The 22,054-nt window shown below is 49.0% G+C and carries 19 protein-coding genes and 1 tRNA gene; 12 read left to right on the top strand and 8 right to left on the bottom strand.

From position 1 onward, the window contains the following. Positions 1-23: 23 nt before the first annotated feature. Positions 24-1,337 carry a trigger factor gene (tig, locus tag ACZ5ZZ_RS16775; protein ID WP_464118880.1) on the bottom strand — a complete coding sequence of 438 codons (1,314 nt, stop codon included), beginning with the start codon at positions 1,335-1,337 and terminating at the stop codon, positions 24-26. 128 nt (positions 1,338-1,465) lie between these two features. Here tig and ACZ5ZZ_RS16770 point away from each other — a divergent pair, with 128 nt between their 5' ends. Genes ACZ5ZZ_RS16770 through gshA form a run of 4 tightly spaced genes read left to right on the top strand, consistent with a single transcriptional unit; the run spans position 1,466 to position 5,795 of the window. Further along, a complete protein-coding gene (locus ACZ5ZZ_RS16770; RefSeq protein WP_464140529.1) occupies positions 1,466-2,335 on the top strand; it encodes an ArsA-related P-loop ATPase in 870 nt (289 codons plus the stop codon). Beyond that, positions 2,332-3,408, top strand: coding sequence for an ArsA family ATPase (locus ACZ5ZZ_RS16765; protein WP_464140527.1), 1,077 nt, complete (start codon positions 2,332-2,334; stop codon positions 3,406-3,408). Before ACZ5ZZ_RS16770 ends, ACZ5ZZ_RS16765 begins: the two co-directional genes overlap by 4 nt. After that, positions 3,405-4,511: a tetratricopeptide repeat protein gene (locus tag ACZ5ZZ_RS16760; protein ID WP_464140524.1), complete on the top strand. Its 1,107-nt coding sequence runs from the start codon at positions 3,405-3,407 to the stop codon at positions 4,509-4,511. The genes ACZ5ZZ_RS16765 and ACZ5ZZ_RS16760 overlap by 4 nt, the downstream gene beginning before the upstream one ends. 30 nt (positions 4,512-4,541) lie before the next feature. Continuing rightward, a complete protein-coding gene (gene gshA / locus ACZ5ZZ_RS16755) occupies positions 4,542-5,795 on the top strand; it encodes a glutamate--cysteine ligase (protein WP_464140522.1) in 1,254 nt (417 codons plus the stop codon). 54 nt (positions 5,796-5,849) lie between these two features. Here gshA and ACZ5ZZ_RS16750 read toward each other — a convergent pair whose 3' ends face one another. Next, complete coding sequence (locus ACZ5ZZ_RS16750) at positions 5,850-7,109, bottom strand: hypothetical protein (protein WP_464140520.1); 1,260 nt, start codon at positions 7,107-7,109, stop codon at positions 5,850-5,852. Continuing rightward, a complete protein-coding gene (locus tag ACZ5ZZ_RS16745) occupies positions 7,106-7,855 on the bottom strand; it encodes a TIGR02147 family protein (protein ID WP_464118874.1) in 750 nt (249 codons plus the stop codon). The genes ACZ5ZZ_RS16750 and ACZ5ZZ_RS16745 overlap by 4 nt, the downstream gene beginning before the upstream one ends. A 298-nt stretch (positions 7,856-8,153) precedes the next feature. Between ACZ5ZZ_RS16745 and ACZ5ZZ_RS16740 the strand changes: the two genes are divergently transcribed. Continuing rightward, positions 8,154-8,786 (top strand): hypothetical protein, encoded by a 633-nt coding sequence (locus tag ACZ5ZZ_RS16740; RefSeq protein ID WP_464140518.1) that lies wholly within the window; start codon positions 8,154-8,156, stop codon positions 8,784-8,786. An 82-nt stretch (positions 8,787-8,868) separates the two neighbouring features. On the opposite strand, the gene ACZ5ZZ_RS16735 is transcribed toward ACZ5ZZ_RS16740, so the two are convergent. After that, positions 8,869-10,371 carry a leucyl aminopeptidase gene (locus ACZ5ZZ_RS16735; RefSeq protein ID WP_464118872.1) on the bottom strand — a complete coding sequence of 501 codons (1,503 nt, stop codon included), beginning with the start codon at positions 10,369-10,371 and terminating at the stop codon, positions 8,869-8,871. A gap of 117 nt (positions 10,372-10,488) precedes the next feature. Here ACZ5ZZ_RS16735 and ACZ5ZZ_RS16730 point away from each other — a divergent pair, with 117 nt between their 5' ends. Then, on the top strand, positions 10,489-11,127 hold the full coding sequence (locus tag ACZ5ZZ_RS16730; RefSeq protein ID WP_464118871.1) for an ATP-dependent Clp protease proteolytic subunit: 639 nt from the start codon (positions 10,489-10,491) through the stop codon (positions 11,125-11,127). Positions 11,128-11,133: 6 nt separating this feature from the next. After that, complete coding sequence (gene clpX / locus ACZ5ZZ_RS16725) at positions 11,134-12,426, top strand: ATP-dependent Clp protease ATP-binding subunit ClpX (protein WP_464118870.1); 1,293 nt, start codon at positions 11,134-11,136, stop codon at positions 12,424-12,426. Positions 12,427-12,484: 58 nt separating this feature from the next. Here clpX and ACZ5ZZ_RS16720 read toward each other — a convergent pair whose 3' ends face one another. Beyond that, positions 12,485-12,877 carry a response regulator gene (locus tag ACZ5ZZ_RS16720; protein ID WP_464118869.1) on the bottom strand — a complete coding sequence of 131 codons (393 nt, stop codon included), beginning with the start codon at positions 12,875-12,877 and terminating at the stop codon, positions 12,485-12,487. After that, positions 12,874-14,283 (bottom strand): sensor histidine kinase, encoded by a 1,410-nt coding sequence (locus ACZ5ZZ_RS16715; protein ID WP_464140516.1) that lies wholly within the window; start codon positions 14,281-14,283, stop codon positions 12,874-12,876. The genes ACZ5ZZ_RS16720 and ACZ5ZZ_RS16715 overlap by 4 nt, the downstream gene beginning before the upstream one ends. A 457-nt stretch (positions 14,284-14,740) precedes the next feature. Here ACZ5ZZ_RS16715 and lon point away from each other — a divergent pair, with 457 nt between their 5' ends. After that, on the top strand, positions 14,741-17,236 hold the full coding sequence (lon, locus tag ACZ5ZZ_RS16710) for an endopeptidase La (protein ID WP_464132432.1): 2,496 nt from the start codon (positions 14,741-14,743) through the stop codon (positions 17,234-17,236). A 96-nt stretch (positions 17,237-17,332) separates the two neighbouring features. On the opposite strand, the gene ACZ5ZZ_RS16705 is transcribed toward lon, so the two are convergent. Then, positions 17,333-18,154, bottom strand: coding sequence for a hypothetical protein (locus ACZ5ZZ_RS16705; RefSeq protein ID WP_464118866.1), 822 nt, complete (start codon positions 18,152-18,154; stop codon positions 17,333-17,335). Between the two features lie 124 nt (positions 18,155-18,278). After that, positions 18,279-19,583 (bottom strand): SUMF1/EgtB/PvdO family nonheme iron enzyme, encoded by a 1,305-nt coding sequence (locus tag ACZ5ZZ_RS16700; protein ID WP_464140514.1) that lies wholly within the window; start codon positions 19,581-19,583, stop codon positions 18,279-18,281. A 154-nt stretch (positions 19,584-19,737) separates the two neighbouring features. On the opposite strand from ACZ5ZZ_RS16700, the gene ACZ5ZZ_RS16695 reads away from it, so the two are divergent. From ACZ5ZZ_RS16695 to ACZ5ZZ_RS16680, 4 genes are all read left to right on the top strand, one after another. After that, the gene (locus ACZ5ZZ_RS16695; RefSeq protein WP_464140512.1) at positions 19,738-20,016 is read left to right on the top strand and encodes a YheU family protein; all 279 of its coding nucleotides are present in this window, start codon (positions 19,738-19,740) and stop codon (positions 20,014-20,016) included. 192 nt (positions 20,017-20,208) lie between these two features. Then, positions 20,209-21,312, top strand: a complete 1,104-nt coding sequence (locus ACZ5ZZ_RS16690; RefSeq protein WP_464118863.1) for a winged helix-turn-helix domain-containing protein — start codon at positions 20,209-20,211, stop codon at positions 21,310-21,312. A 9-nt stretch (positions 21,313-21,321) separates the two neighbouring features. Beyond that, on the top strand, positions 21,322-21,879 hold the full coding sequence (locus ACZ5ZZ_RS16685; protein WP_464132426.1) for a hypothetical protein: 558 nt from the start codon (positions 21,322-21,324) through the stop codon (positions 21,877-21,879). Positions 21,880-21,945: 66 nt separating this feature from the next. Then, positions 21,946-22,021 (top strand) — tRNA-Val (locus ACZ5ZZ_RS16680). The last annotated feature ends 33 nt before the right edge of the window (positions 22,022-22,054 follow it).

The raw sequence follows: 22,054 nt of genomic DNA, 5'->3' as shown, positions 1-22,054 counted from the left end.
GACGGGCCATGATCAATCAGAAACTAGTGGTTTTCTTCTTTCAAAGAACCCGCTGGAACTTCTTTCACTTTCACGGACTTGTTCAGGAAAGCGATCACTTTTTCTTCAGTCAGCATGTAAGTCAGGCGGGAAGCCTGCTCTGGACGACCGTAGAATTCTTTGATGCGAGACACTTCGATGCCTGTTTGTTGAGCGTACTCAGCAAACTTAGCTTCCAGGTCTTCTTTTTTGCAGAACAAATCGTGTTTCTTGGCGATAGCGTCCACAAGGAAGGAAGACTGGATCATTTCAGCAGCAGTCTTTTCGAAATCGCCATCCCATTTTTCAACGTAAGATGCGAAATCATCAGGACCCATGCCTTGTTCAGCCATGCGTTTTTTGAAGTCTTCAACCAAAGAAGCTTTTTGTTCTTTCATCAAAGACGGTGGAACCTCAACTGGGTTTTCTTTCACAAGAGTTTTCAAAAGACGGTTTTTGAAAGCGTCTTCAACGCGTTTGGTTTCAGTTTGTTCAAGATCTTCCTGGATGGATTTTTTCAAAGCATCAAGGTCAGAAGGGCCGCCCAAAGAAGCGATGAATTCGTTTGTCAGCTCAGGCAAAACTTTTGTTTTGATCTGGTTCAAAGTCACTTTGAACTCTACTGGTTTACCAGCAAGCTCTGCAGAGTGGTATGGATCCGGGAACTTCAAAGAAAGAGTTTTTGTTTCACCCTTCTTCATGCCCACGATGCCGTCTTCGAAGCCTTCGATGAACTGGTTGGCACCCAACTCAAGGTTGTGGTCAGTGCCGGAGCCGTTTTCAAGTGGCGCGCCACCCATGAAACCTTCAAAGTTGATAACTGCAACATCGCCTTTTTTGGCAGCGCGGTCTTCAGCAACAACTTCGAAAGTTGCGCGGGACGCACGGATGTTTTCAAGAACTTGTTCGACTTTCTTAGGATCGAATTCGATTTTTTCTTTTTCAACTTCCAGACCTTCGTATTTTTTCAAAACGATTTCCGGGCGAACATCGAAAGCAGCAGAGAAAGAGAAGTCTTTGTTCTCTGTTGGATCTGCGAATTCAAATTCAGGATAGCTGATAGGCTCAAGCTTGTGTTCGTTCAAAGCTTCAGAGTAGTGCTTTTGGATCAAGTCTTGAACAACGTCTTGTTTCACGCGGTCAGCGTAAAGACTTTTGATTGTTGCCAATGGAGCTTTACCTTTGCGGAAGCCTTTGATTGTTACTTCTTTTTGGATGCCATTGAAGATCTTTTGGAAAGCAGATTGAACAGTCGCTGCAGGAACTTCGATGTTCAACTTTCTAGAAAGATTAGAGACCTTTTCTACGTTTGATTTCATGTCTATTTCTCCTAAGTTACGCCGACGCGTTATAAACTGGTGGATAGTAGAAGACAGGCCGACTTTAGGCAACCGTAATGCTGTGCGTAATGCCTATAAATCAGAGGTCAGAGACACTCTTAGAACCTATGAAGCAAGAGATTCACTTTGTGACAGGAAAAGGGGGCGTGGGGAAGTCCATTTTGGCGGCGGCCCTGGCCTTAAAACTCAGTCAGGAGGGGAAAAAGACCCTTCTTGTTGAGCTGGGCGACCAGAGTTTTTTCAAAGATTTTTTCGGCGTACCTCAGGTCGGTTTTCAGCCCACCTCGATCCGCCCGAATCTTTCTTTGGCTCTTTGGACGGGCGAGGCCTGTCTGCAAGAGTATGCAAGGCACTTCATCAAGGTTGAAAGTCTGGCAAAACTTTTCTTTGAAAACGCCGTCATGCGAGCCTTCATCAACGTGGCGCCGGCCCTTCCCGAGCTGGCGATCCTGGGCAAAGTGACCAGTGGTCCCCGCAAACACGGGCCGCCTTTGCCATTTGACTGTGTTGTGGTTGATGCTTTTGCCACCGGGCATTTCATTGCTTTGTTGGAAGCCCCCAAAGGGATGGCCGAGGCTGTGCAGTTTGGTCCGATGGGAGAGCAAAGCCGCAGTATCGACGCCCATCTGCGCAATCCTGAGATTTGCAAATACCATGTTGTGACCTTACCGGAAGAACTTCCTTTGAAAGAAGCCGACGAGTTGATTTCGCGACTGAAAGCAGAATTTTCCATTGCTCCGGAATTGATACTGAACAAAATGATGGAGACCTCGGTTTCCGAAGGCGAGCTGCAGGCTGTGCAAAATGAGGGCGGAGATCTGGCGAAGTTTGCGGAATATCTTGAAAGCCATATTCAACGTCAAAAGCAGATGTGGTCAGCAGCTGAAAAAATGGGAGTTCGTCTGACCAGGGTGCCTTTGTACTTTGAAAATCAGCCGTGGGTTCTGGTGGAAAAAGTGGCGGGAAATCTTCGATGATATCACTTTTTGAAAACACAAAAGTTCTGGTGTGCGTGGGCAGTGGCGGTGTCGGAAAAACCACGGTGGCCGCGTCTTTGGCGGTGCTGGCGGCGCAAGAGGGCAAACGTGTCCTGGTTCTGACCATTGATCCGGCCAAGCGTTTGGCGCAGACCCTGGGTATTGAGGGCAGCAAAGATATCACCCGTGTGCCGGGACAAAGCTTCAAAGGGGAGCTGTTTGCCTCGGTCATAGATCACAAGAAGACCTTCGATGACTTCGTCGCCCGGGCGGCGCGAAAGACCGAAGCAGCTCAGAAGATCTTTAATAACAGCCTGTACAAGCAGCTTTCCACCAACCTGAGTGGCTCCCAGGAATTCACGGCTTTGGAGAAACTTTATTCCTGTTACGAATCCGGTGAATTCGATCTGATCATCCTGGATACGCCACCAACCAAGCACGCTATTGACTTCCTGAATGCCCCGCAAAAACTGTCAGCCTTGTTTAATGAAGGGGTGGCCAAGTGGTTCCGTGATCCCGAGGGGAAAAAGGGTGGATTTTTCGGCCATCTGTTGCAGTCAGGGACGCGACAGGTTCTGAAGATCCTGGAATCTTTGACGGGCTCGAACTTCATTCGCGAGTTGGGTGACTTCTTTGTCAACATCGAGCAATGGCAGGAAAAACTTCTGGGCCGCACCGTGGATGTGCACCGTATGCTGGTGGCGCCCACGACTCAGTTTTGCCTGGTGACGTCGTTTGATCAGGCCAAGTTAAAGGAAGCCGAGTATTTCTCCAAGGAAATCAAAAAAGGTGGATACCATCTGGGAACTGTTGTTTTAAACCGCATCTTCCCTTACTGGCTGGACCTCAGCACGGCTCAGGATCCCGGAAAAGAACACGAAGACCTTGTGAAGTTGTATTCCCAGATGCGCTCCTACTACAATCAAAGGGATCAGCTTTATCGCCAGTTTGAAGCAGGCATGAAGGGTGATGCACGAGTGTTTCGCATTCCAGACCTGGTTAAGGACATTTCCGATCTTTCGGGACTGGAAGAGCTGGGTGCTCTGATTGTTGAAGGAGAAAAGAAAGCATGAAGAATCTTTTGCCAGTGGCGGTGTTTCTGCTTTCCGGATGTTCCTTGCTGCAACGCCAACCAGACAATACAAGTCAGGTTCAGGCGCAGGAGCAGGCTCAGCTCGTCAATGCGGAAAAAGCTTTGGCGGCAGGCAGTTTTGATCAGTCGGTGATTTTGTTTAAGGAATTCCAGGGGCTTCATCCTCAATCACAATATTTGCAGGCATCTCGACTGGGGGAAGCCCAATCCCTGGCGGGGCAGGGGAAGTGGCACGAAGCCTTGGATTTGTATCGTGATATCGCTGTCAAAACACGCATCTATCAGCCAGAGATTGCAGCTCAGGCCATTTACCGAATGTCTTTTGCTTATGAAGCCCTGGGGGATGACGCTAAAACAGTGGCGTCCTTGCTGGATGCAAAAAATCTGGGGCGCTATCTGCCTTTGGAAACGGCCCTTGCTGAAATTCCTGCGCGTTTGGCGATTGTCTATGGTCGACAAGATCGTGAAACTGAGGCCGTGGCCTACTTAAACGAAGCCGAGCATGGAATCGAGAAGGTTCAGGCGGAAAAAGGTGCTGAACTTCCGAAGGACTGGCTGGTTAAAACGTATGTGCAAATGGGTGGTGTTTCCACCAATCAACTTTCAGCGGACAACTTTGCGGCCTTCATCCGTGGGCAGAAGTTGGTGCAGGTGTACTTACTTCGAGCTCTTCGTCTGGGGGACAGTGTCTGGTCCGCCCGCGCGCTGAAGACCTTGATGGAAACCTATCGTGATCTTTACACGCAAGTGGAAGCACAAACCGAATCCCGTCAGCTTCAGTCCCACTTCGGTGCCGAGCTGCTGGGTTTGATGGAGCGCGCAGAGCTTTACAGACCCCTCAGCGGTCAGAATATGAACTCTTATGAATCTGAGTTCTTTGCATATCTCTTAGAGGTCCGAAAGAAAACTGAATTGCTTATTTACAACGCCGGTGAAACGATGGGTCTGACAGAGGAGTCCCAGCGTCTGCACAGTCTGAAAAGGGCCGGGCGAGTCAAAGTCGACGTGCTCTTGCCTGAGGAGAAGAAGTCCACTATACCTCTTCCCCCTAAAGTGGTTCCCTCGGAAGATCCTAATTTATAATTTCTGTTATTGCTGTACGAAGGAGATACTATGGCGAAACTGATTCTACACCAACAAACACTCGCCAATATGAATGAGATTTGCGCTTGGTTTGCTTCCAAGACGGCGAACATGTCCTATCCCATCTATTCCAGCTACGATATCCGCGATTCGGGATACAAGATTTCCAACGTGGATGCCAATATTTTCCCGGCAGGATTTAACAATATTTGTCCGACCGACAAGGAATCTGCGGTGGCATTGGTTGAAAAGTACATCACCAAGCACTATGGCGCCGGAATCAAAAATATCATGCTGGTGACAGAGGAACACACCAACAATGCCTTTTACTGGGAAAACGTCCACACCATTCGGAATTTGATCGAATCCACGGGTCGTACGGTCAAGGTGGCGATTCCACGTGAACTGCCAGAGCCGTTGAAGCTGACCAGCTCTGCCGGGAACGAAGTGATTGTTCATTCCGCCTTGAAAGACGGCGAGCTGCTGAAGTCCTTTACGCCAGATTTGATCATCAGCAATAATGACTTCTCTGAGGCCTATGAAGAGTGGGCACCCACCATGAGCGAATTCCCCATGAATCCGCCGCGAGAACTGGGTTGGTATCAAAGAAAGAAAAGCACCTACTTTAAGTACTACAATCAGCTGGCCAGCGAGTTCGCCGAAGTGGCCAAGATTGATCCGTTCCTGCTGCGGGTAGAAACCGAACTGTTTGAGCATTTCGATATCGGCGACGAGGGCAGTCGCAATGCCTTGGCGGAAAAAGTGGATCAGATGCTTCATCGTCTGAGCGAAGAATACAAAAAGCGCGGTATCACACAGGAGCCGTTCGTGTTTGTGAAAAACAATGCGGGCACCTATGGTTTGGCTGTGATTCGAGTGGGTTCCGGCGAGGAAGTGAAGTCCTGGTCCTACAAGTCCCGCAAAAAAATGAAAGCGGCCAAAGGCGGTCGCGACGTCGAGGAAGTGATCATTCAGGAAGGCATCCCTTCAATTGTGCAAGCAGACGGAGCCAGTGCCGAGCCTGTCATCTACATGCTTGGCTGTGAACTAGCCGGGGGCTTCCTGCGCACACATGCAGAGAAAAGCTCGACCGAAAGCTTAAACAGTCCCGGTGCGGTTTATAAGCGCTTGTGTGTGTCAGATCTGGCCATCAATACGCCGGGCTGTCCTCAGGAAAACGTTTATGGCTGGACAGCGAAACTGGGGCTGTTGGCCATCGCAATGGAGGCCCAGGAAATGGGTGCCGTTTTCAAAGGTTATACACCTGTTGGCTGTGGCAAATAGCTGTTCATTCAGAAAAGAAAAAAGGCCCGTCTTTCAAAGAGCGGGCCTTTTTTATTAGTAGCAAGCTGGCAGATGGGATTGGATGTTTCCAGCCGCATCCAGCGAAAGTAGCAGTGACGGGGCATCGTTGACAGTTCGATAGAAGATCACATTCTGAGTCTTCTCATCCCGGCAGGGGTGGCCTCCCAAATCCAGTGCGATCAGATTTAACTCGCTGTCAAAGTAGTAACTGCTCCAGTACGGAGTCTCCTGAAGAATGCTGGAATGAACGATGTAAGTCGTCCCTTTGTACTTCAGGCTGTGGCCTGACTGAGGCAACTGGTCACTAATGTAATCCGGCCGTTCCTGTTCGTCGAAGGTCCACCGACTTCCTGAAATTCGATGGAGGCCTTCATCATCAGTGATTAAGGTGGAAGGCAGTCCACACAATTTGGTGTCAAAGTCCTTGTGTACATTCAGGCGGCGTAAGGTGCCATTGTCGTCCAGCTGGACATAACCTAAAGCTGGCAGATCCGTGGAGTGGCAGTTATAGCTGATGTGTTTGCGAATAAACATCTGCTGCGCTGCCAAGGTGCCTTCGATCACATGGCCGGCTTCGTTCAGTGTGACGGGGATATTCAACCAACCTTTTTTCGAGGACTCATAGCCGATGGCAAACTTCAGGTTCTGGCTGGTGTAGCTGGTGAAGTGAAGTTCTTGAATCAACGAGATGTATTCAGGCAGCGTCAGGCCTGCGAGTAAGTTCGTATGAAGAACCAGGTTGAAGACGCGGATTCTTTCAGACGCGGGTTCTTGGGTAACGCTATTCATGAACTCGCGGTAAATGATCTCGTGAACGATCAGCGCGGCCTGGTTGTCCGAATCCAGCTGATTCCACAGATTCTGGTTAATCATGTAGCGTTTGCTGTTCAGGATCGATGGATTTCTTTGGAATACCACCTGCTCCAGCTGGCAGTTGTTTGGAATGATGACCATGCCCAGATCGGGTGTCTGGTTCAGGGCGGCGTCGTGCACCCACTGCACTTCGTTGAAGAAAGCCAAGGCCCAGGATCTGTATTGCGAAGCACGTGCTTTATCATGTGATTCCAAGCGGGCAATGATATCCAAAGCTTTGGACTGTGTGTGGGACTGAGAGGAAAACTGAATTTCGCCCAACTGTCGAGTTTCGTTTTCGTGCAGATCAAGAACCACAGGTTTTTTGCCAACACAGGCCAGGACAAAGCCGGCATTGCCGCGATCATACCAATTGTTGGCCTGAGCGCAGAGGGCGCCAAATACAGTCGCAACAACAAGAAGCAGATTTATACGTTTCATTTTCTAACCTTTGTTACAGGCACAAGTTGAACATTCAGATTGTAAACATCGGTCTTAGGTCCCTGGGTCAAAAGGGTCGCCATTTTCCTGCGGAAGTTTTTAATCAGACGTTTTGCTTCCGGAATCTTTTTTCGATTCATGGGGAAGGTGATGGAAGTGATGTCCCGGTATTCCAAAGGAATGCGGTCCATGGAATCCAGAACCTGCACCAGCGTTTGCTTGTGAGAGCGGCGCAAAGACTCGGAAGGAATGTTGTTGGTGGTTTCCAGTTGTTTGTGAGTGACAAGGAATTTACCACCTGACACTTCCAGCAAACCCACGCGGCAAAGACGTTCAATGGCAGCATGAGCCACTTCGACGGGGATATTCAGACGATCGGCAATCCATTCAGCATTTGGCTGGAATGTTTTCACCGGCACCAGAGCCAGGATGGCGAAGTGATACCAGTCACTGATGACAGCGAATTCATCTTCTCGCAGTTGTACTTCCGGCTGCAGTGTTTTGATTTTACGCTTGTCGAACTCGATAAGGCCCTTAAGGTGTTCAAACTCTGAATCGGGCAACCCGAGTCCTTTGATGATCTGCTTGCCGATGGACATAGTCATGATGCGACGGCCATTGATGTAGTCGCTCAGGCGGCTGGAGGGGATACCTAAAATTCGGGCAAATTGAGCATTGGTGAGTTCCGGCGCGGTGTTGCGTCGTCTCTGGTATTCGTTCAATAAGAACTCGGATGTCTTGTTCATTTGAGGGTATATCGCTTATGCCTTCCGGGGGTGTCAAAGGCCAAATGGGTGCCCTCAAACCAGAGAGGCATTCGCATTGGTAATTACCAACTTTTCACGCGAAAAAGCATTGCCGCCTTGAAAAGGACGAAAATATTTCACGCAGAATGGCGGCTTTTGGACTGGATTTAGGTAGGGAAAGTGGGCTCGGAAAAGTGTCAGAAAGGGTGTTTTTCGCGACCAAAATCCAGCAAAAAAAACAAAATAGAATGTGCCCAAAAATCACCATGATATCCTAATCAAAAGGACACTTTTAATTATGAGAAAAATCTTAGGTGGGGCCGGGCTTTTTGCGTTTTGTTTTCTGGCAGGCTATGGCTTATTAAAGTCCAATACAGATGAACTTCAAATCAATCGTGATCCCGCAGCCGTGAGGAATAGTTTTGATTTTTCTCACCTCAGTGGGGAAAAGCTTCAAGAGGCGGTGAAGCAAAGACTGTTAACCGGTTTGGAAATCAAGAAGAGCGCACAAGGGGCAGGCATTGCCTTGGGTCACTTTGTGTATGTCGATGAGCGCGGCAGCAAAAAGCTGGCTTGTCAGGAATTTCAAAAGGTCTTCCTGAACTTCGAGGCTGAAGGTGTTTCTATTGGTGGCGACAAACCGCAAATGGAAGTGGAAGGTCGATGTGATTTCTCTGAAGATATGTCCCGGATAAATGCTTTGTATGTGCCGGTGGCCCGTATCCTTGGGGAGCGTCCCGGCGATGGAGAATTCCAATTCAACGAGGGTCCCAAAGTGACAGTTCGTTTTACCAATCTTCCCGATGACTGGCCTCGCACTTGGTTGTTGAAGTCCGTGAAGTTGGTCAATGAAAGCGCTTCCGAGGCGTTGGTCGTTGAAGGTCCCGAGGTTGCCCAAACTCTGGGGCATCCGGTCGTCTTTAGCTGGTAATATAAAATTAGAATCGTTTGGTTAAAAAAAATCCCCCATGCTGAAACAGCCTGGGGGATTTTTGTTTTTAGCTCAGGTGAGACTAAGTGTACTGCTTCGCAATTTCAACGAAAGTACGAATCATTGCACCGGAAGCACCTTTTTTAGGGCAATAAGGCAAACGGTTGCCTACAGCCCAGCCAGTGCCCGCGATATCGAAGTGCGCCCAAGGAATGCCTTCGCCCACGAACTGCTCAAGGAAGGCGGCTGCCGTTGCAGAACCTGCGCCTTTACCGGAAGAGATGTTGGAAAGGTCTGCATAGGTGCCCTTCATGTCTTTTACGTGGAAGTCCGTCAAAGGCATGTTCCAAACCCATTCACCGGATTGAACAGCGGCTTTTTCAACTTTCGTTTTCAAAGCAGAGTTGCGAGTGAAGTAACCAGTGTGAGTGTTACCCAAAGCAATCACCATGGCGCCTGTCAAAGTGGCAGCATCGACGATCACTTGTGGCTCAAGCTCAGTAGCGTAAGAAAGAGCATCAGCCAGGATCAGGCGACCTTCTGCATCCGTGTTGTTAACTTCGAATGTTTTGCCATTGCGAGCAGTGTGAACGTCGCCTGGTTTTGTCGCAGAACCGTTGATCAGATTTTCAGTGGATGCCACAAGGCCTACGGCGTTGATTTTCAATTTCAATTTTGCGATCGCAAGCAGGGTGCCGATAACGTTCGCGCCTCCGCACATGTCGAACTTCATTTCTTCCATGCCAGCGCCTGGCTTGATAGAAATACCACCGCAGTCAAAGGTCAGACCTTTACCCACGAAGCACACTGGCTTTTTGGAAGCCGCAGCCCCTTTGTATTCCATGATGATGAAGCGAGGCTCTTGATCAGAACCGTTGGAAACGCCCAGAAGGCCGCCCATTTTTTCTTTTTTAATACGAGCTTTGTCCCAAACAGTCACTTTCAGATTGGCAATGCCTTTGGCACCTTCAACTGCAGAGTCTGCCAGGATCGTCGGAGTCATCAGATTGCCTGGCATATCGCCCAAGCGGCGGGAGAAATTCACCACAGAGCCCAGGATTGTGCCTTCGTTGAAAGCAGCTTTGACGGCTTTGTCGTTACCCAATTTGGAAGCAACATGCACGTTGATTTCTTTAGTGTCTTTTTTGCCGGACATCAATTCGTTGAAAACGTAGGAAGTCAGGATCAGACCTTCTGCGGTTGCTTTTGCAAAGTCAGCAGCGTCTTTTTTGCCGGAAGCAATGCCATCGAAATGAACAGCGGCTTCAGTCACGTTCAAACCTTTGATTGCTTCATAAGCAGAAGCCATGGATTGGCGAACGGATTCGTGAGTGATTTCGTTTTCTTTGCCAAGACCCACCACGATGATGTGGCGGAAGCCCTTGAAGCTGAATTCACGGAAAACAACCGCTTCTTGGTGTTTGCCTGTGATTGTTTTTTCTTCCAAAGATGGAAGCAAAGCTTTGTGAAGCTCAGAATGAGTCACTTTTGCGAGCTTGTCTTTTTGAGAAGAAGACTTGGAAAACACGACCAAAGCCGGGCAGGTCAATGTGTCGATGTCTTTGTTGAGCAAGTTGAAAGCCATAAAAACCCCTTAAAATTATTCGGTTTTGTTGTGCGTTACTAGATGTAGCACAGCAGTTTTAAGGGTCAAAGGCTTTTTGATAAAGTCCTGCGCCAGTATTCCGATAGGTAGCACAGAATGACACCTCAATCACAACCACAGGAGACAGCAGTGGCACTCATTCCTTACGTCATCGAGCAAACCTCAAAGGGTGAAAGATCCTATGACATCTACTCCCGACTACTTAAAGACCGTATCGTGATTCTGGGTACGGCAGTGACAGACGAGGTGGCCAACGCTATCATCGCACAGTTCCTGTTCCTGGAAGTGGACAACCCTGAAAAGCCGATCCATTTGTATATCAATTCCCCCGGGGGCAGCGTGTCTGCGGGCCTGGCGATCTACGACATTATGCAGTTCGTAAAATGTGACGTGGCGACCTACTGTATGGGGATGGCTGCGAGCATGGGTTCGTTGTTGCTGACGGCGGGAACAAAGGGCATGCGTTACAGCCTGCCGAACACTCGCATCATGATCCACCAACCATTGTTGTCCGGTGGCGGTTTGTCCGGTCAGGTCACTGATATCGAAATCCACGCGAAAGAACTGGTTAAGACAAAAGAGAAATTGACTCGTATCTATGAGACACACACTGGCAAAGATTACGAGACCTTGAGAGCAGCTATGGAACGCGATAACTTCATGGATCCATATCAGGCGAAGGAATTCGGTTTGCTTGACCATGTGGTTGAATCCCGTAAGGCAAAAAAAGGATAAGAGCAGATGACGACGAAAGATACCAACGGTGCTTTGAGATGCAGTTTCTGTGGCAAGGGCCAAAAAGAGGTCAAGAAATTGATCGCCGGTCCTGGCGTCTATATCTGCGACGAGTGTATTGATCTTTGCAATGACATCATTGACGAGGAAAAGGAAAGAGAGACGGCGGTCAAGGGGACCTTCAAAGTTCCAAAACCAGCCGATATCAAAACTTACCTTGATGACTATGTGATCGGTCAGACACAGGCCAAGAAAACTCTGGCGGTAGCGGTTCACAATCACTACAAGCGTGTGAACGCGATGGCTCAGGGTAAAAAGTCCACTGACGTTGAAATGCAAAAATCCAACATTCTTCTGATTGGTCCGACAGGTTCCGGTAAGACATTGTTGGCTCAGACAATTGCCAAGGTTTTGAATGTGCCATTTGCGATGGCTGATGCGACGACTTTGACGGAAGCCGGTTATGTCGGTGAAGACGTTGAAAACGTGGTGTTGAACCTGCTTCAGGCTTCTGACTATGACGTGGAAAAAGCGCAAAAAGGCGTAATCTACGTGGACGAGATCGACAAGATCTCCAGAAAGTCTGAAAACCCATCCATCACACGTGACGTGAGTGGTGAGGGTGTGCAGCAGGCGTTGCTGAAAATCCTCGAAGGGACTGTGGCGAATCTGCCTCCAAAGGGCGGTCGTAAACATCCTCAGCAGGAATTCATCCAGGTGGATACGACGAACATCCTTTTCATCGTGGGTGGGGCGTTCGTAGGCTTGGATAAGATCATCGAACAAAGAACGACGAACAAAACCATGGGTATCGCGGCGGACATCCGCACGTCCGAAGAAGTGGAAAAGAGCGCCAATCTGCTTTCCAAAGTGGAGCCGGATGACCTTTCCAAGTTCGGTTTGATCCCGGAGTTCATCGGTCGTTTGCCGGCGATTGCGGTTCTGGCCCCATTGGATGAAGAAGCTTTGCTCGACATCCTGGTGCGTCCTAAGAATGCGATCATCAAGCAATACCAGAAGCTGTTCAGCTATGAAGGTGTTGAGTTGAAGTTCACGGACAAAGCTTTGCGTGCAGTGGCTCAGATGGCTCTGAAACGTAAAACCGGTGCCCGTGGTCTGCGTGGTGTGATCGAAACAGCGATGCTGGATGTGATGTACGACATTCCTTCCAAAACAAATGTGAAGGAAGTGGTCATCGATGAAAACGTGATTAACGAAGGCGCTCAGCCGATGCTTGTCTATAAAACGGATGAGGAAATTCAGGCTGAAGAGGAAGCAAAAAAGAAAAGCTCTGCATAGGACAGAGCTTTTTGGAAGAAAAGAAATTCAGAAGCCTCAGGGGAACCTGGGGCTTTTTTTATTGTTCGGAAAGATTCAGATCCTGGCGCACAGCTTCGCCCAGTCGGTGAAAGTCCACGGGTTTGCTCAGGAAGCGGGTGGCCCCCAAAGATTCGGCTTTAGTGCGGAACTCAGAGGACTCATAGGCGCTGACCATGTAAAAGGGCATCTGCAAGTGCATTCCATGAACCTCTTTGAGGAGCTCAAAGCCATCCATGCCGGGCATATTGATGTCGGAAAGAATCAGATCCACTTGCTGATTTGCAGGGTTTTTAAGGTAATCCAGACAATCCTGTGCGTTCAGGAACGATACCAGGTTCAATTCACCCCAATGGGCGAACAACTTTTTGAACTTCAGCTTGTAAAGCAGATGTGTGTCTGCCTCATCGTCGACTATCACAATATGGATCATGAATTCGGTCTCTCGTGTATAAGGGGCAGGGACATGATAAATTCTGTCCATTGCCCGAACTCGCTGTTGTATTTTAAAGTGCCGCCGTGTTTCTGGGCAATATTAAACGCAACAGTCAGTCCGAGTCCAGCCCCTTCACCGGCCGATTTTGTCGTTAGGAAAGGATCAAAGATTTTTTCACCCAAAATTGTCGGGATCCCCACACCATTGTCGCGGATGATGATTTCAACAGAATCACCGCGGACGACTGTGGACAATATGAGTTCCGGCTCAAAGTTCTTATTGCTGCGAACTTTCTTTTCCAAGGCATGAATAGAGTTGTCGATAATGTTGGAAAGCGCCCGCAGCAGGGATGCCGTATAGACCGGCACGTGAATGGATTCACCCAGGCGGTAGGTGACCTTTGGGGGCACATAGCTGGATCCCAGTGATCGAGTCGTGATTGTATCCTGATAGGCTTTCTTGACGACTTCGTTCAGATCCGCCGTTTCCAGTACATCACTGTCATAACCCGAAAGAATTTGCATCGAGCGCACGATCTGATCGATGCGTTGGCTGTGTTTTAGGATCACACGGCTGATCTCTCTGATTTCTTCCAGATTTTCAGAGTCCGTCAGAAGTTCGGAGAAGTTCAAAACAAAGTTCAGGGGGTTGCGAATCTCGTGTGCCACGCTGGCCGTCAGGCTTCCCAACGAGGCCAGGCGCTCCTGGGCGACCAAAGTGGCCTGCATGCGCTTGATCTGCAGCATGGCCTTTTCAAGGCTTTCATTCTTGGTCGTCAACTGGCGGGTTCTTTCCGCCACTTTTTGTTCCAAGGCCTGATTCAAACTTTCAAGTTTTTGATTGGCCTCTAATAGCTCAGATCGGAACAGATTGATGGATTCGACCAAAACATCCAGCTCATCCTGTCCTTTGTGCGGTCGGCGTTTCAGCTCCAGATCTTTGGCGTCACGCCCACGATTCTCACTCAAGTATCCGGCAATATGCTGGATATGAACGACCAGAATGCGGTTGAAGATGAAGTACAGGAACAATACCACGACCGCGGTTTTAGCAGCCTGACGAACGAAGATCCAAATCGCTTCCTGGAAGTATTTTTCACGCAGGCTTTTGACGTCCAACTCGACATCCAACGCACCCAGAACCTCGTTGGTGTTTTTGTGATAGATATCAAAGCGTTTGTGACTTTCTTCGGTCGGATCAGATTTCCCAGTTTCATAGATGGTTTTATTGTCAGCCACCAGACGCAGATAACTTACACCTTGAAGGCGACCCAGACCATCAAGCTGGATCTCCAGAAGTCGAGTGTCATATGACCACAGATGTTCGGCCATAGAATCCAGGTACGAGTTCTTGATGATGGTAAAATTGTTCTGCAACTTATCAAAATCTCTTTGATAGTCCATGATAAGTTGGAATGCGGTAAGAATCAGTGTCGCAAACGAGCTGACCGCCCAAGTCGCTATAAGGAGCTTGAGGGAAAGCGAGTTGGTGCTTAACCATCTTTTGCTGTCTCTGGGTGTCACATAGCACTTATCGAACCAAATGGACTAAAAGGGTATCAAAATGTTGGGCCCTGGAATTACAATTAGGAAAGATTCTCAATTTCCAACACTTATTAGAATAATTATCGGTTAGCATTAGGTGTGCTTATGATGCCTATTTTAAGGGCAAATTGGACTCGCTGCCAGGACCAGAAGTCATTTTTTCTGCAATATATTTACTTCCCAGCAATCATACACATCGTTAGACTGAGTATAAGAATTTGCTCATGGTTTGAGATGGATCTTTTAACCGAAGCAGATTTGGTTCGGTTCTAAGTAGGAGCGAGCCTGCTCGTTAACCCACAGGGAGGGAGAGGATATGAGCGAGGGAAAAGTACAACAACTACCACTTTTGCCCCTAAGAGACCTCATCATTTTTCCGCATATGATGATGCCTTTGTTTGTCGGTCGTGAAAAGAGCATCAACGCTCTTGAAGAGGCGATGAGCAAACAAACCGACATCGTTTTGGCCGCTCAAAAAGACGCCAAAACCAATAATCCCGAACCCAAAGACATCTTTGCTATCGGTACTGTTGGAACGATCATCCAATTACTTCGTTTGCCTGACGGAACTGTGAAAGTTCTGGTGGAAGGTAAACGTCGTGTAAAGATTAAGAATTTCGTAAACAACGACAACTTCTTCACAGTGGCTGTTGAGGCCCTTGATGAAGATCCTACGAATATCGTTGAAGCGCAGGCCTTGGTTCGCTCCGTTAAAGGAACGTTCGAGACCTACGTGAAACTGAACAAGCGTATCCCACCAGAGATTTTGATGCGTGTTTCCACCATCGAAAATCCGGGTGAGCTTGCGGATATCATCGTCGCTCAATTGAATCTGAAACTGGAAGACAAGCAAACTGTATTGGAGATCATAGATCCTTCCAAACGTCTGGAACACCTTCTGAACCTGATGACGGGCGAGATCGAAATCCTTGAAGTGGAAAAGAAGATCCGCACGCGCGTGAAGAAACAGATGGAGCGCTCTCAGAAAGAGTACTATCTGAATGAACAAATGCAGGCGATCCAGAAGGAACTTGGCGAAAAAGACGACTACCAGGCAGAGCTTCAAGATCTTGAGATCAAAACCAAGAACAAGAAGATGAGCCAGGAAGCCAAAGACAAGGTCATGAAAGAGATTAAAAAGCTCAAAATGATGTCACCGATGTCTGCGGAAGCGACTGTGGTTCGCAACTACATCGACTGGGTTCTGTCTTTGCCATGGGCTGATTACACAGAAGAAAAACATGACATCAAAAATGCCCAGCGCATTCTTGATGAAGACCACTGGGGTCTGGAAAAAGTCAAAGACCGTATCTTGGAATACCTGGCAGTCTTGTCGATTTCCAAAGATATGAAGGGGCCGATCCTTTGTTTGGCAGGTCCTCCAGGGGTGGGTAAAACTTCCTTGGCAAGATCCATCGCGGAATCTTTGAATCGTCCGTTTGCGCGTATCTCTTTGGGTGGCGTGCGTGACGAAGCGGAAATTCGCGGTCACAGAAAAACCTACGTGGGTGCGATGCCAGGTAAAATCCTGCAAGCGCTTCGTAAGGTGGACAAAGGTAATCCACTGGTTCTTCTGGATGAAATCGACAAAATGGCCAATGACTTCAGAGGTGACCCGGCGGCGGCGATGCTTGAGGTTTTGGACCCTGAGCAGAACAGCAATTTCCAGGATCACTACCTGGAGCTTGAATACGACCTTTCTAAAGTGATGTTTATCGCGACAGCGAACTCCTTGCACACGATTCCAAGACCTCTTTTGGATCGTATGGAGATCATCAATCTTGAAGGTTATATCGAGCAGGAGAAATTCCACATTGCGAAGAACTATCTGGTTCCGAAGCAGTTGGAAAACCACGGCTTGAAAGACTACAAAGTCACCATCAAGGATGACACCATCCGCGATGTGATCCGCTACTACACTCGTGAAGCGGGCGTTCGTAACCTGGAAAGACAGTTTGCCAACGTGGCTCGTAAAGTCGCCAAAGACATCGTGATGAACGAAACTTTGGAAACATTCAAAGCCGAAGCTAAAACAGATAAAAAAGCTGTGGCTGCCAAAAAAGGCGGCAAAACAGCGAAGACCTCCACGAAGAAGAACGAAGGTTATGTGGTTACTCCGCAGAAGCTGGTCGAGCTTCTGGGGCCGCACAAGTACAAGTTCGGTATGATCGAGACTGAAAACGAAATCGGTCTGACGAACGGTATGGCTTGGACGGAAGTGGGCGGTGACCTTCTGGCTGTCGAGGTGAGCGTGGTGCCTGGTAAAGGCAAGTTCACTGTGACGGGTCAGCTGGGTGACGTGATGAAAGAATCCTGTGCGGCGGCGATGAGCTATGTTCGATCCAGAGGTCCTTTGTTCGGTTTGGACAAAGAATACTTCTCGAACATCGACGTGCACATCCACTTGCCAGAGGGTGCAGTTCCTAAGGACGGTCCTTCTGCAGGTATCGCACTGACGACTTCCATCGTGTCAGCGATCATGAAAGTCCCTGTGAAGCGCACGGTGGCGATGACGGGTGAAGTTTCATTGCGTGGACGTGTGATGGCCATCGGTGGTCTGAAAGAGAAGATCCTTGCTGCTCACCGCGGTGGCATCAAGCTGATCATCTGCCCTAAGGAGAACGAAAAAGATCTGAAGGACATCCCTAAGGATGTCATGAAGGATCTGAAAGTGATCCTGGTGGACCATGTGGATCAGGTTCTGATCAATGCTCTGGACATCAAGTCTCCAAAAGAATTGTTCAAGATTCAAAAGGAGCGCGAGTTCGGAATCAAAGCTCAGTACACGGGTCAGTCGGTACACCACCACTAAGAGTGGTTGGAAATTAAAGATTGAAAGTTTGACGAGATTCGAATGCAAAAGGGCCGGTAGAAATACCGGCCCTTTGCTTTTGAAGTGACTGTAGGTTTAGCGTTTGTCGATCAGGTCGCGCAGGTCTTTGGCGTTGATGTTGCGTTTGCAGTACAGGGATTTAGCGTTTTTGTAGCCTTGATAATCAACGGCATTGCGGCTGGTGTAGGGGACAGAGCCGTATTCCTGCAAAGAGGTCATGCCGCGCCGATATTGGACGGTTTGAATGTCGCGATAGTTGCTGTCTAATACCGAGAGAATAAATCCATCGCCGTCCCTTTTCATATCCACCACCAGCCAGGCGTGGGCCATGATGCCTTCGATTTGCAGCATTTGATAGGCCACCCGACCGCTGCGCACTTCGCTGTAAAGATTGTTCATCATGCTTTCAAGCTGCTGGGCCGGCACGGAATGCTTCCCTGTGACTCCACGAACCCAACCAAACAGAATGCCACCATCGACGATTTGGCCGGCGTTCAGCTCAGTCTGAATTTGATCTCGGTGAACGGCAGAAAACTCTTCCAGATTTCTAAACCCTGGGATATCAACCACACCCCGGTTGGCAGAAATGTCCTTGATAATCTGAAGGGCTTCCGAGCGTGTGGGGCGAGGCAGCTCCGGGCGATAGATTGCCAGATACGTGGCGTTTCGTGTGAACATCGAGTGCCACCAGCACACGCCCTGACCGCCGATGCCCCCTTGATTTACAAAGGCCAGATGATTCTCTGTCTTCATCAAAAGGTCTTTATAGTCTTGGCTGTTCATCGCACAGTATTCTTTTTTGGAGGTGGGCGCTTCTTTGGCCTCCGTTGGGGAAGTCCAAAGACTGGAAACAGTGAGAATGGCAGATGTGATACGTGCGATATTCTGTAATCTCATGGAACACTCCTTACTAGTTGAATTCGGCTGTGTAGGGAGCAAATCAGATGCCGTCATAAAAATGAAAAAGCCCTCACTCTGTTTGAGGAGGGCTTTGCAGGGCTGTCGATATTCTGGTCAGGGACTATTTAGGCCGGGTCACACAGCGGAAGCCGATGTTGTTCATTTTCAGATTCCACGACGCTGGGGCTTGCAGATCATCAGCCGTGATGTCGCCGATGTTCGCGGCAAAGATGCCCGTCACTCCTTTGGAGTGGATGCAGACGGCGCCTCCACGAATGACTTTTCCGGTGCTGCCCCCGAACAGATTCCCCATGTAGGTGTCTTTCTTTCCGGCGTCGGTCATGCCGGTGAAATCAAAGAGCTGCTGGGAGCCAGGTTTTACGTCCCAATTGTTGTTGTGATACCGACGGCCGTAGTGGCTGGAAAGATCCGGCGTGTACGAGCTTCCATAGATCGTGTCACTGACCCATTCCCAGGCATTGCCACCGAAATCCCAGATGATCGCGCCGCTATTTAGGACAAACGTTCTGCGCTCTTCGCCTTTTTTCTTGCCGGTGCCATCGTAAGGATTGGTGACGTCCTTGACTTCAACTGGCTCGGTCCAGCCGGAGTAGAATCCTGTGTAAAGTGTGTTGTTCTTTTTGTGATCGACCCAGTTTTCTGCGTTGTCATAGATTTCCAGGGCCGCCGCATTCCACTCGGCATTGGTAGGCAAGCGGTAATCGGCTCCTAAAGCAGCACAAGCTTCTTGTGCGGTGGCTTTGTTTGCCAACCAGGGCTTTCCGGCGGCTTGGGAAACGGCTTTGCCAGAGACCTTTTTCATCTCAAACTTCGCGATACAATAGGCCTCTGTTTTTACGACGGAGTTGGCCGCAACTTTTTCATACCCATCTGGACAAACCCCAATGGGCTCTGGAGTTGGCTCTGGAGTTGGCTCTGGAGTTGGCTCTGGAGTTGGCTCTGGAGTTGGTGTCGGCGCCGGCTCCTCCGGTGTCGGAGCAGGAGCGGGCTCTTCCGGAACTGGCTGCGGAGTCGGCGTTGGACTTGGACTTGGAGCAGGCTCTTCGGGTGTAGGTGTTGGAGCCGGAGTAGGAGCCGGTGTCGGCGCTGGTGCTGGTTCTTCCGGCGTGGGTGGAGTAGGTCCTGGCTCTTCTGGCGCGGGAACAGGTTGTGGTGGCGCTGGAATCGGTGCTGGCGTTGGCTCCTCGGGCACAGGAGTAGGAGCCGGTTCTTCCGGCGCAGGAGCAGGAGCGGGCTCTTCCGGAGTTGGCTCCGGACTAGGTGACTCTGCTGGTGGTGTTGTTTGGGGAGGGTTTTCCGAGGACTGATTGTCTGGCGAGGTTTTCTTTCCCGAAGAAGACTGGGAGCAAGAAGCTAAGAATGTCGTTAAAGCCAGGCAAAGCAAACACACGCGCAGTTTCGGCATTTCGGAGTCCTCACAAGTTGTGGTTTTATATAATCTTCACTGATTTTTGACCTACTTTGGAAAATTCCTTATGTTAAAAGTAAGAACTCGTCTTTGGGCCTCTTTTGTTATAACCCAACCCAGTCATTGGCCGAGAACCGGCTAGGAAGAAAGTATGAGAGAAAATTCGCAAGATCCGGCCCCGCCGATTGAAGTTTCAAAAGATGATCTGAGTGATGCGGCTTTGCGTGGGGTCATCGAAAACTTCATTCAGCGTGAGGGCACGGACTACGGTGTGAATGAAGTGGCCCATGAAACCAAGGTGGAACAGCTGCAAAAGCAGATTGAAAAAGGCCATGTCCGCATTGTTTTTGATCCCAATACAGAATCTGTCACGCTGATGACCGAACAAGAATGGAAGCGCTTCCAGAAGGCCGGAAAACCGCTCTCCTAGCGTTTTTTTCGTCTCTCACACCGCAGAATAATCACTTTGTGTTGCGGGCGCTCATTACATTCCTGAAATCAATTCTCAGTATGCCTATTTTGTGAGCAACCGTCCGCGTCTTGCATTGACGTATTCCTGACAATCTGTAAAAACCTGTCCCCTGCGAGTAATTTGTTTTTTGTTTTGGAGTTTTAGGAACTTATGAACCCAACTGATCGTGCTTTCGAGCTCGGCAAGCTTTATTACGACCGAGGAGAGTTCACGCCTGCCGTGGACAATCTTCAGGAAGCGACAAAAGCTTTCTTTGCCGAGAAGAATTTCTCTCAATACTTGAAGTGCATCAATCTGCTTCTGCGCATCTATGCTGAGCGCGAGCAATTTGAAGAAATCAACCTGGCCAAAGAAAAGCTTCAGGATCTGGTTCTTAAAGAGGGCTTTGAGCTTAATTCCAAAACTTACTACACACTCGCAGTTTGTGCTTCCTACAAAGGCCAGATCGACACCGCTATGGACTATCTCCAAAAGGCCCTGGCGATCGCTCTTGCATCCGACAACAAAGAAGATATCTGTCACGCGATTTTTGGTTTGGCGATGTGCTATTCACATCCGTCCTCTGCGCGCTATTCCGATGCTTTGAAAGAGATCTACAATCTTCAGGTCTTCTTCCAGGTTTACCAGATGCCGGATCTTCAGGCGTCTTCTTTGTTCCTGAATGCTGACATCTTGAAGCAGATGAAAAAGTACGACGAAGCCATCGAGGTTTTGTGGAAGGCTTACGACATCGTTCGTGAGACTCGTAACGTGGTTATGTCCAACTACCTGATGGGTGCCTTGGCCGACACGTACTTTGAAATCGGCGACAAGGACATGGCCCGCACATACATCACTTTGGCGCAAAGATCTGTTGACGGTGAAAACCACAAACGTCTGGCACGCATGGTGAAGAATCTTGCCGAAAAAATCGGCGGCGAGACTCAAACTAATTTCGACCTCATATTTGATGAAGCCAATCACTCGGTTATCGAGAAAAAATTGGGTCGCATTGACTTCAAAAATCAATTCATCCTGTTGGATTTGCTGCGTTTGTTCGTGCAAAATCAGGGGCAGATCTATTCCAAGGAATTCTTGGTTGAGAATGTGTGGAAGCAGCCGTATGATCCTGCCATCCACGACAATAAGATTTACGTGACCATCAAACGTCTGCGTAAGCTGATTGAGCCGGATTATGAAAAGCCTAAGTATATCTTTAGAGCCAAAAATGGATATTACATGAATAAAGCGGCTCGAGTTCATTTCGAGCACTAGGGGGGATTCATGTTGAGCAAAATTTTAATCGCAACTTTGGTGACTTTATCCAGCATGGCTTACTCTGTAGGGGCTCATGCCAAAGTCGAAGAACATATCATGCCAGCCAGTGACGACCGTTGGGTTCCATGGCCGTTCCACTTGGCACAGCCATTCCCATGGCAAGACATCCAGGGTATCTGGAAAGTCGAGCAAGGGGACTACGTTTCCTACTTCGCCTTGAAGGTGGTTCGTCAGAAGTCCACGGGTGTTCGTCAGCTTCAGGTGAAGCAGTTTGACGGTGAAACCTGCAAAGTCCTGGCGACAGGGGTGGGCCATGAGAATCATTTGAAGGTTTTGGCGCAAATGACCAGCAAGGGTGGGGCTATTTACCGCGTTCAAATGACGGCCATCAGCCAAAAAGATTCCCCGGTACCGCCGCTGCAGGGCATGCCTATGGACGAAGTTATGGTCCTTTCCATCGGCACTTTGGAGCGTGGGGGTACGGATGAAATGGTTCACATGCAAACTGTGAAGATTTCAGCCACCTTGAGCCAAAGAATCTGCATCGAGGACATAAAAAAATAGCATTTTATTAAAAAAGATATTGCTTAAGGGACGGACCATTGCTAGAAATGGTCCTCTCAAGACGATAGGGAATTAGCTCAGTTGGTAGAGCGCCACCCTTACAAGGTGGATGTCGTCGGTTCGAATCCGGCATTCCCTACCAAACTTCTTCTAGGAAGTTTAAATCAACCACCCA

It is taken from the genome of Bdellovibrio sp. HM001, from assembly GCF_055397275.1.
The sequence above is the reverse complement of the archived record's forward strand: the minus strand, read 5'-3'. Positions and strand labels throughout refer to the sequence as shown.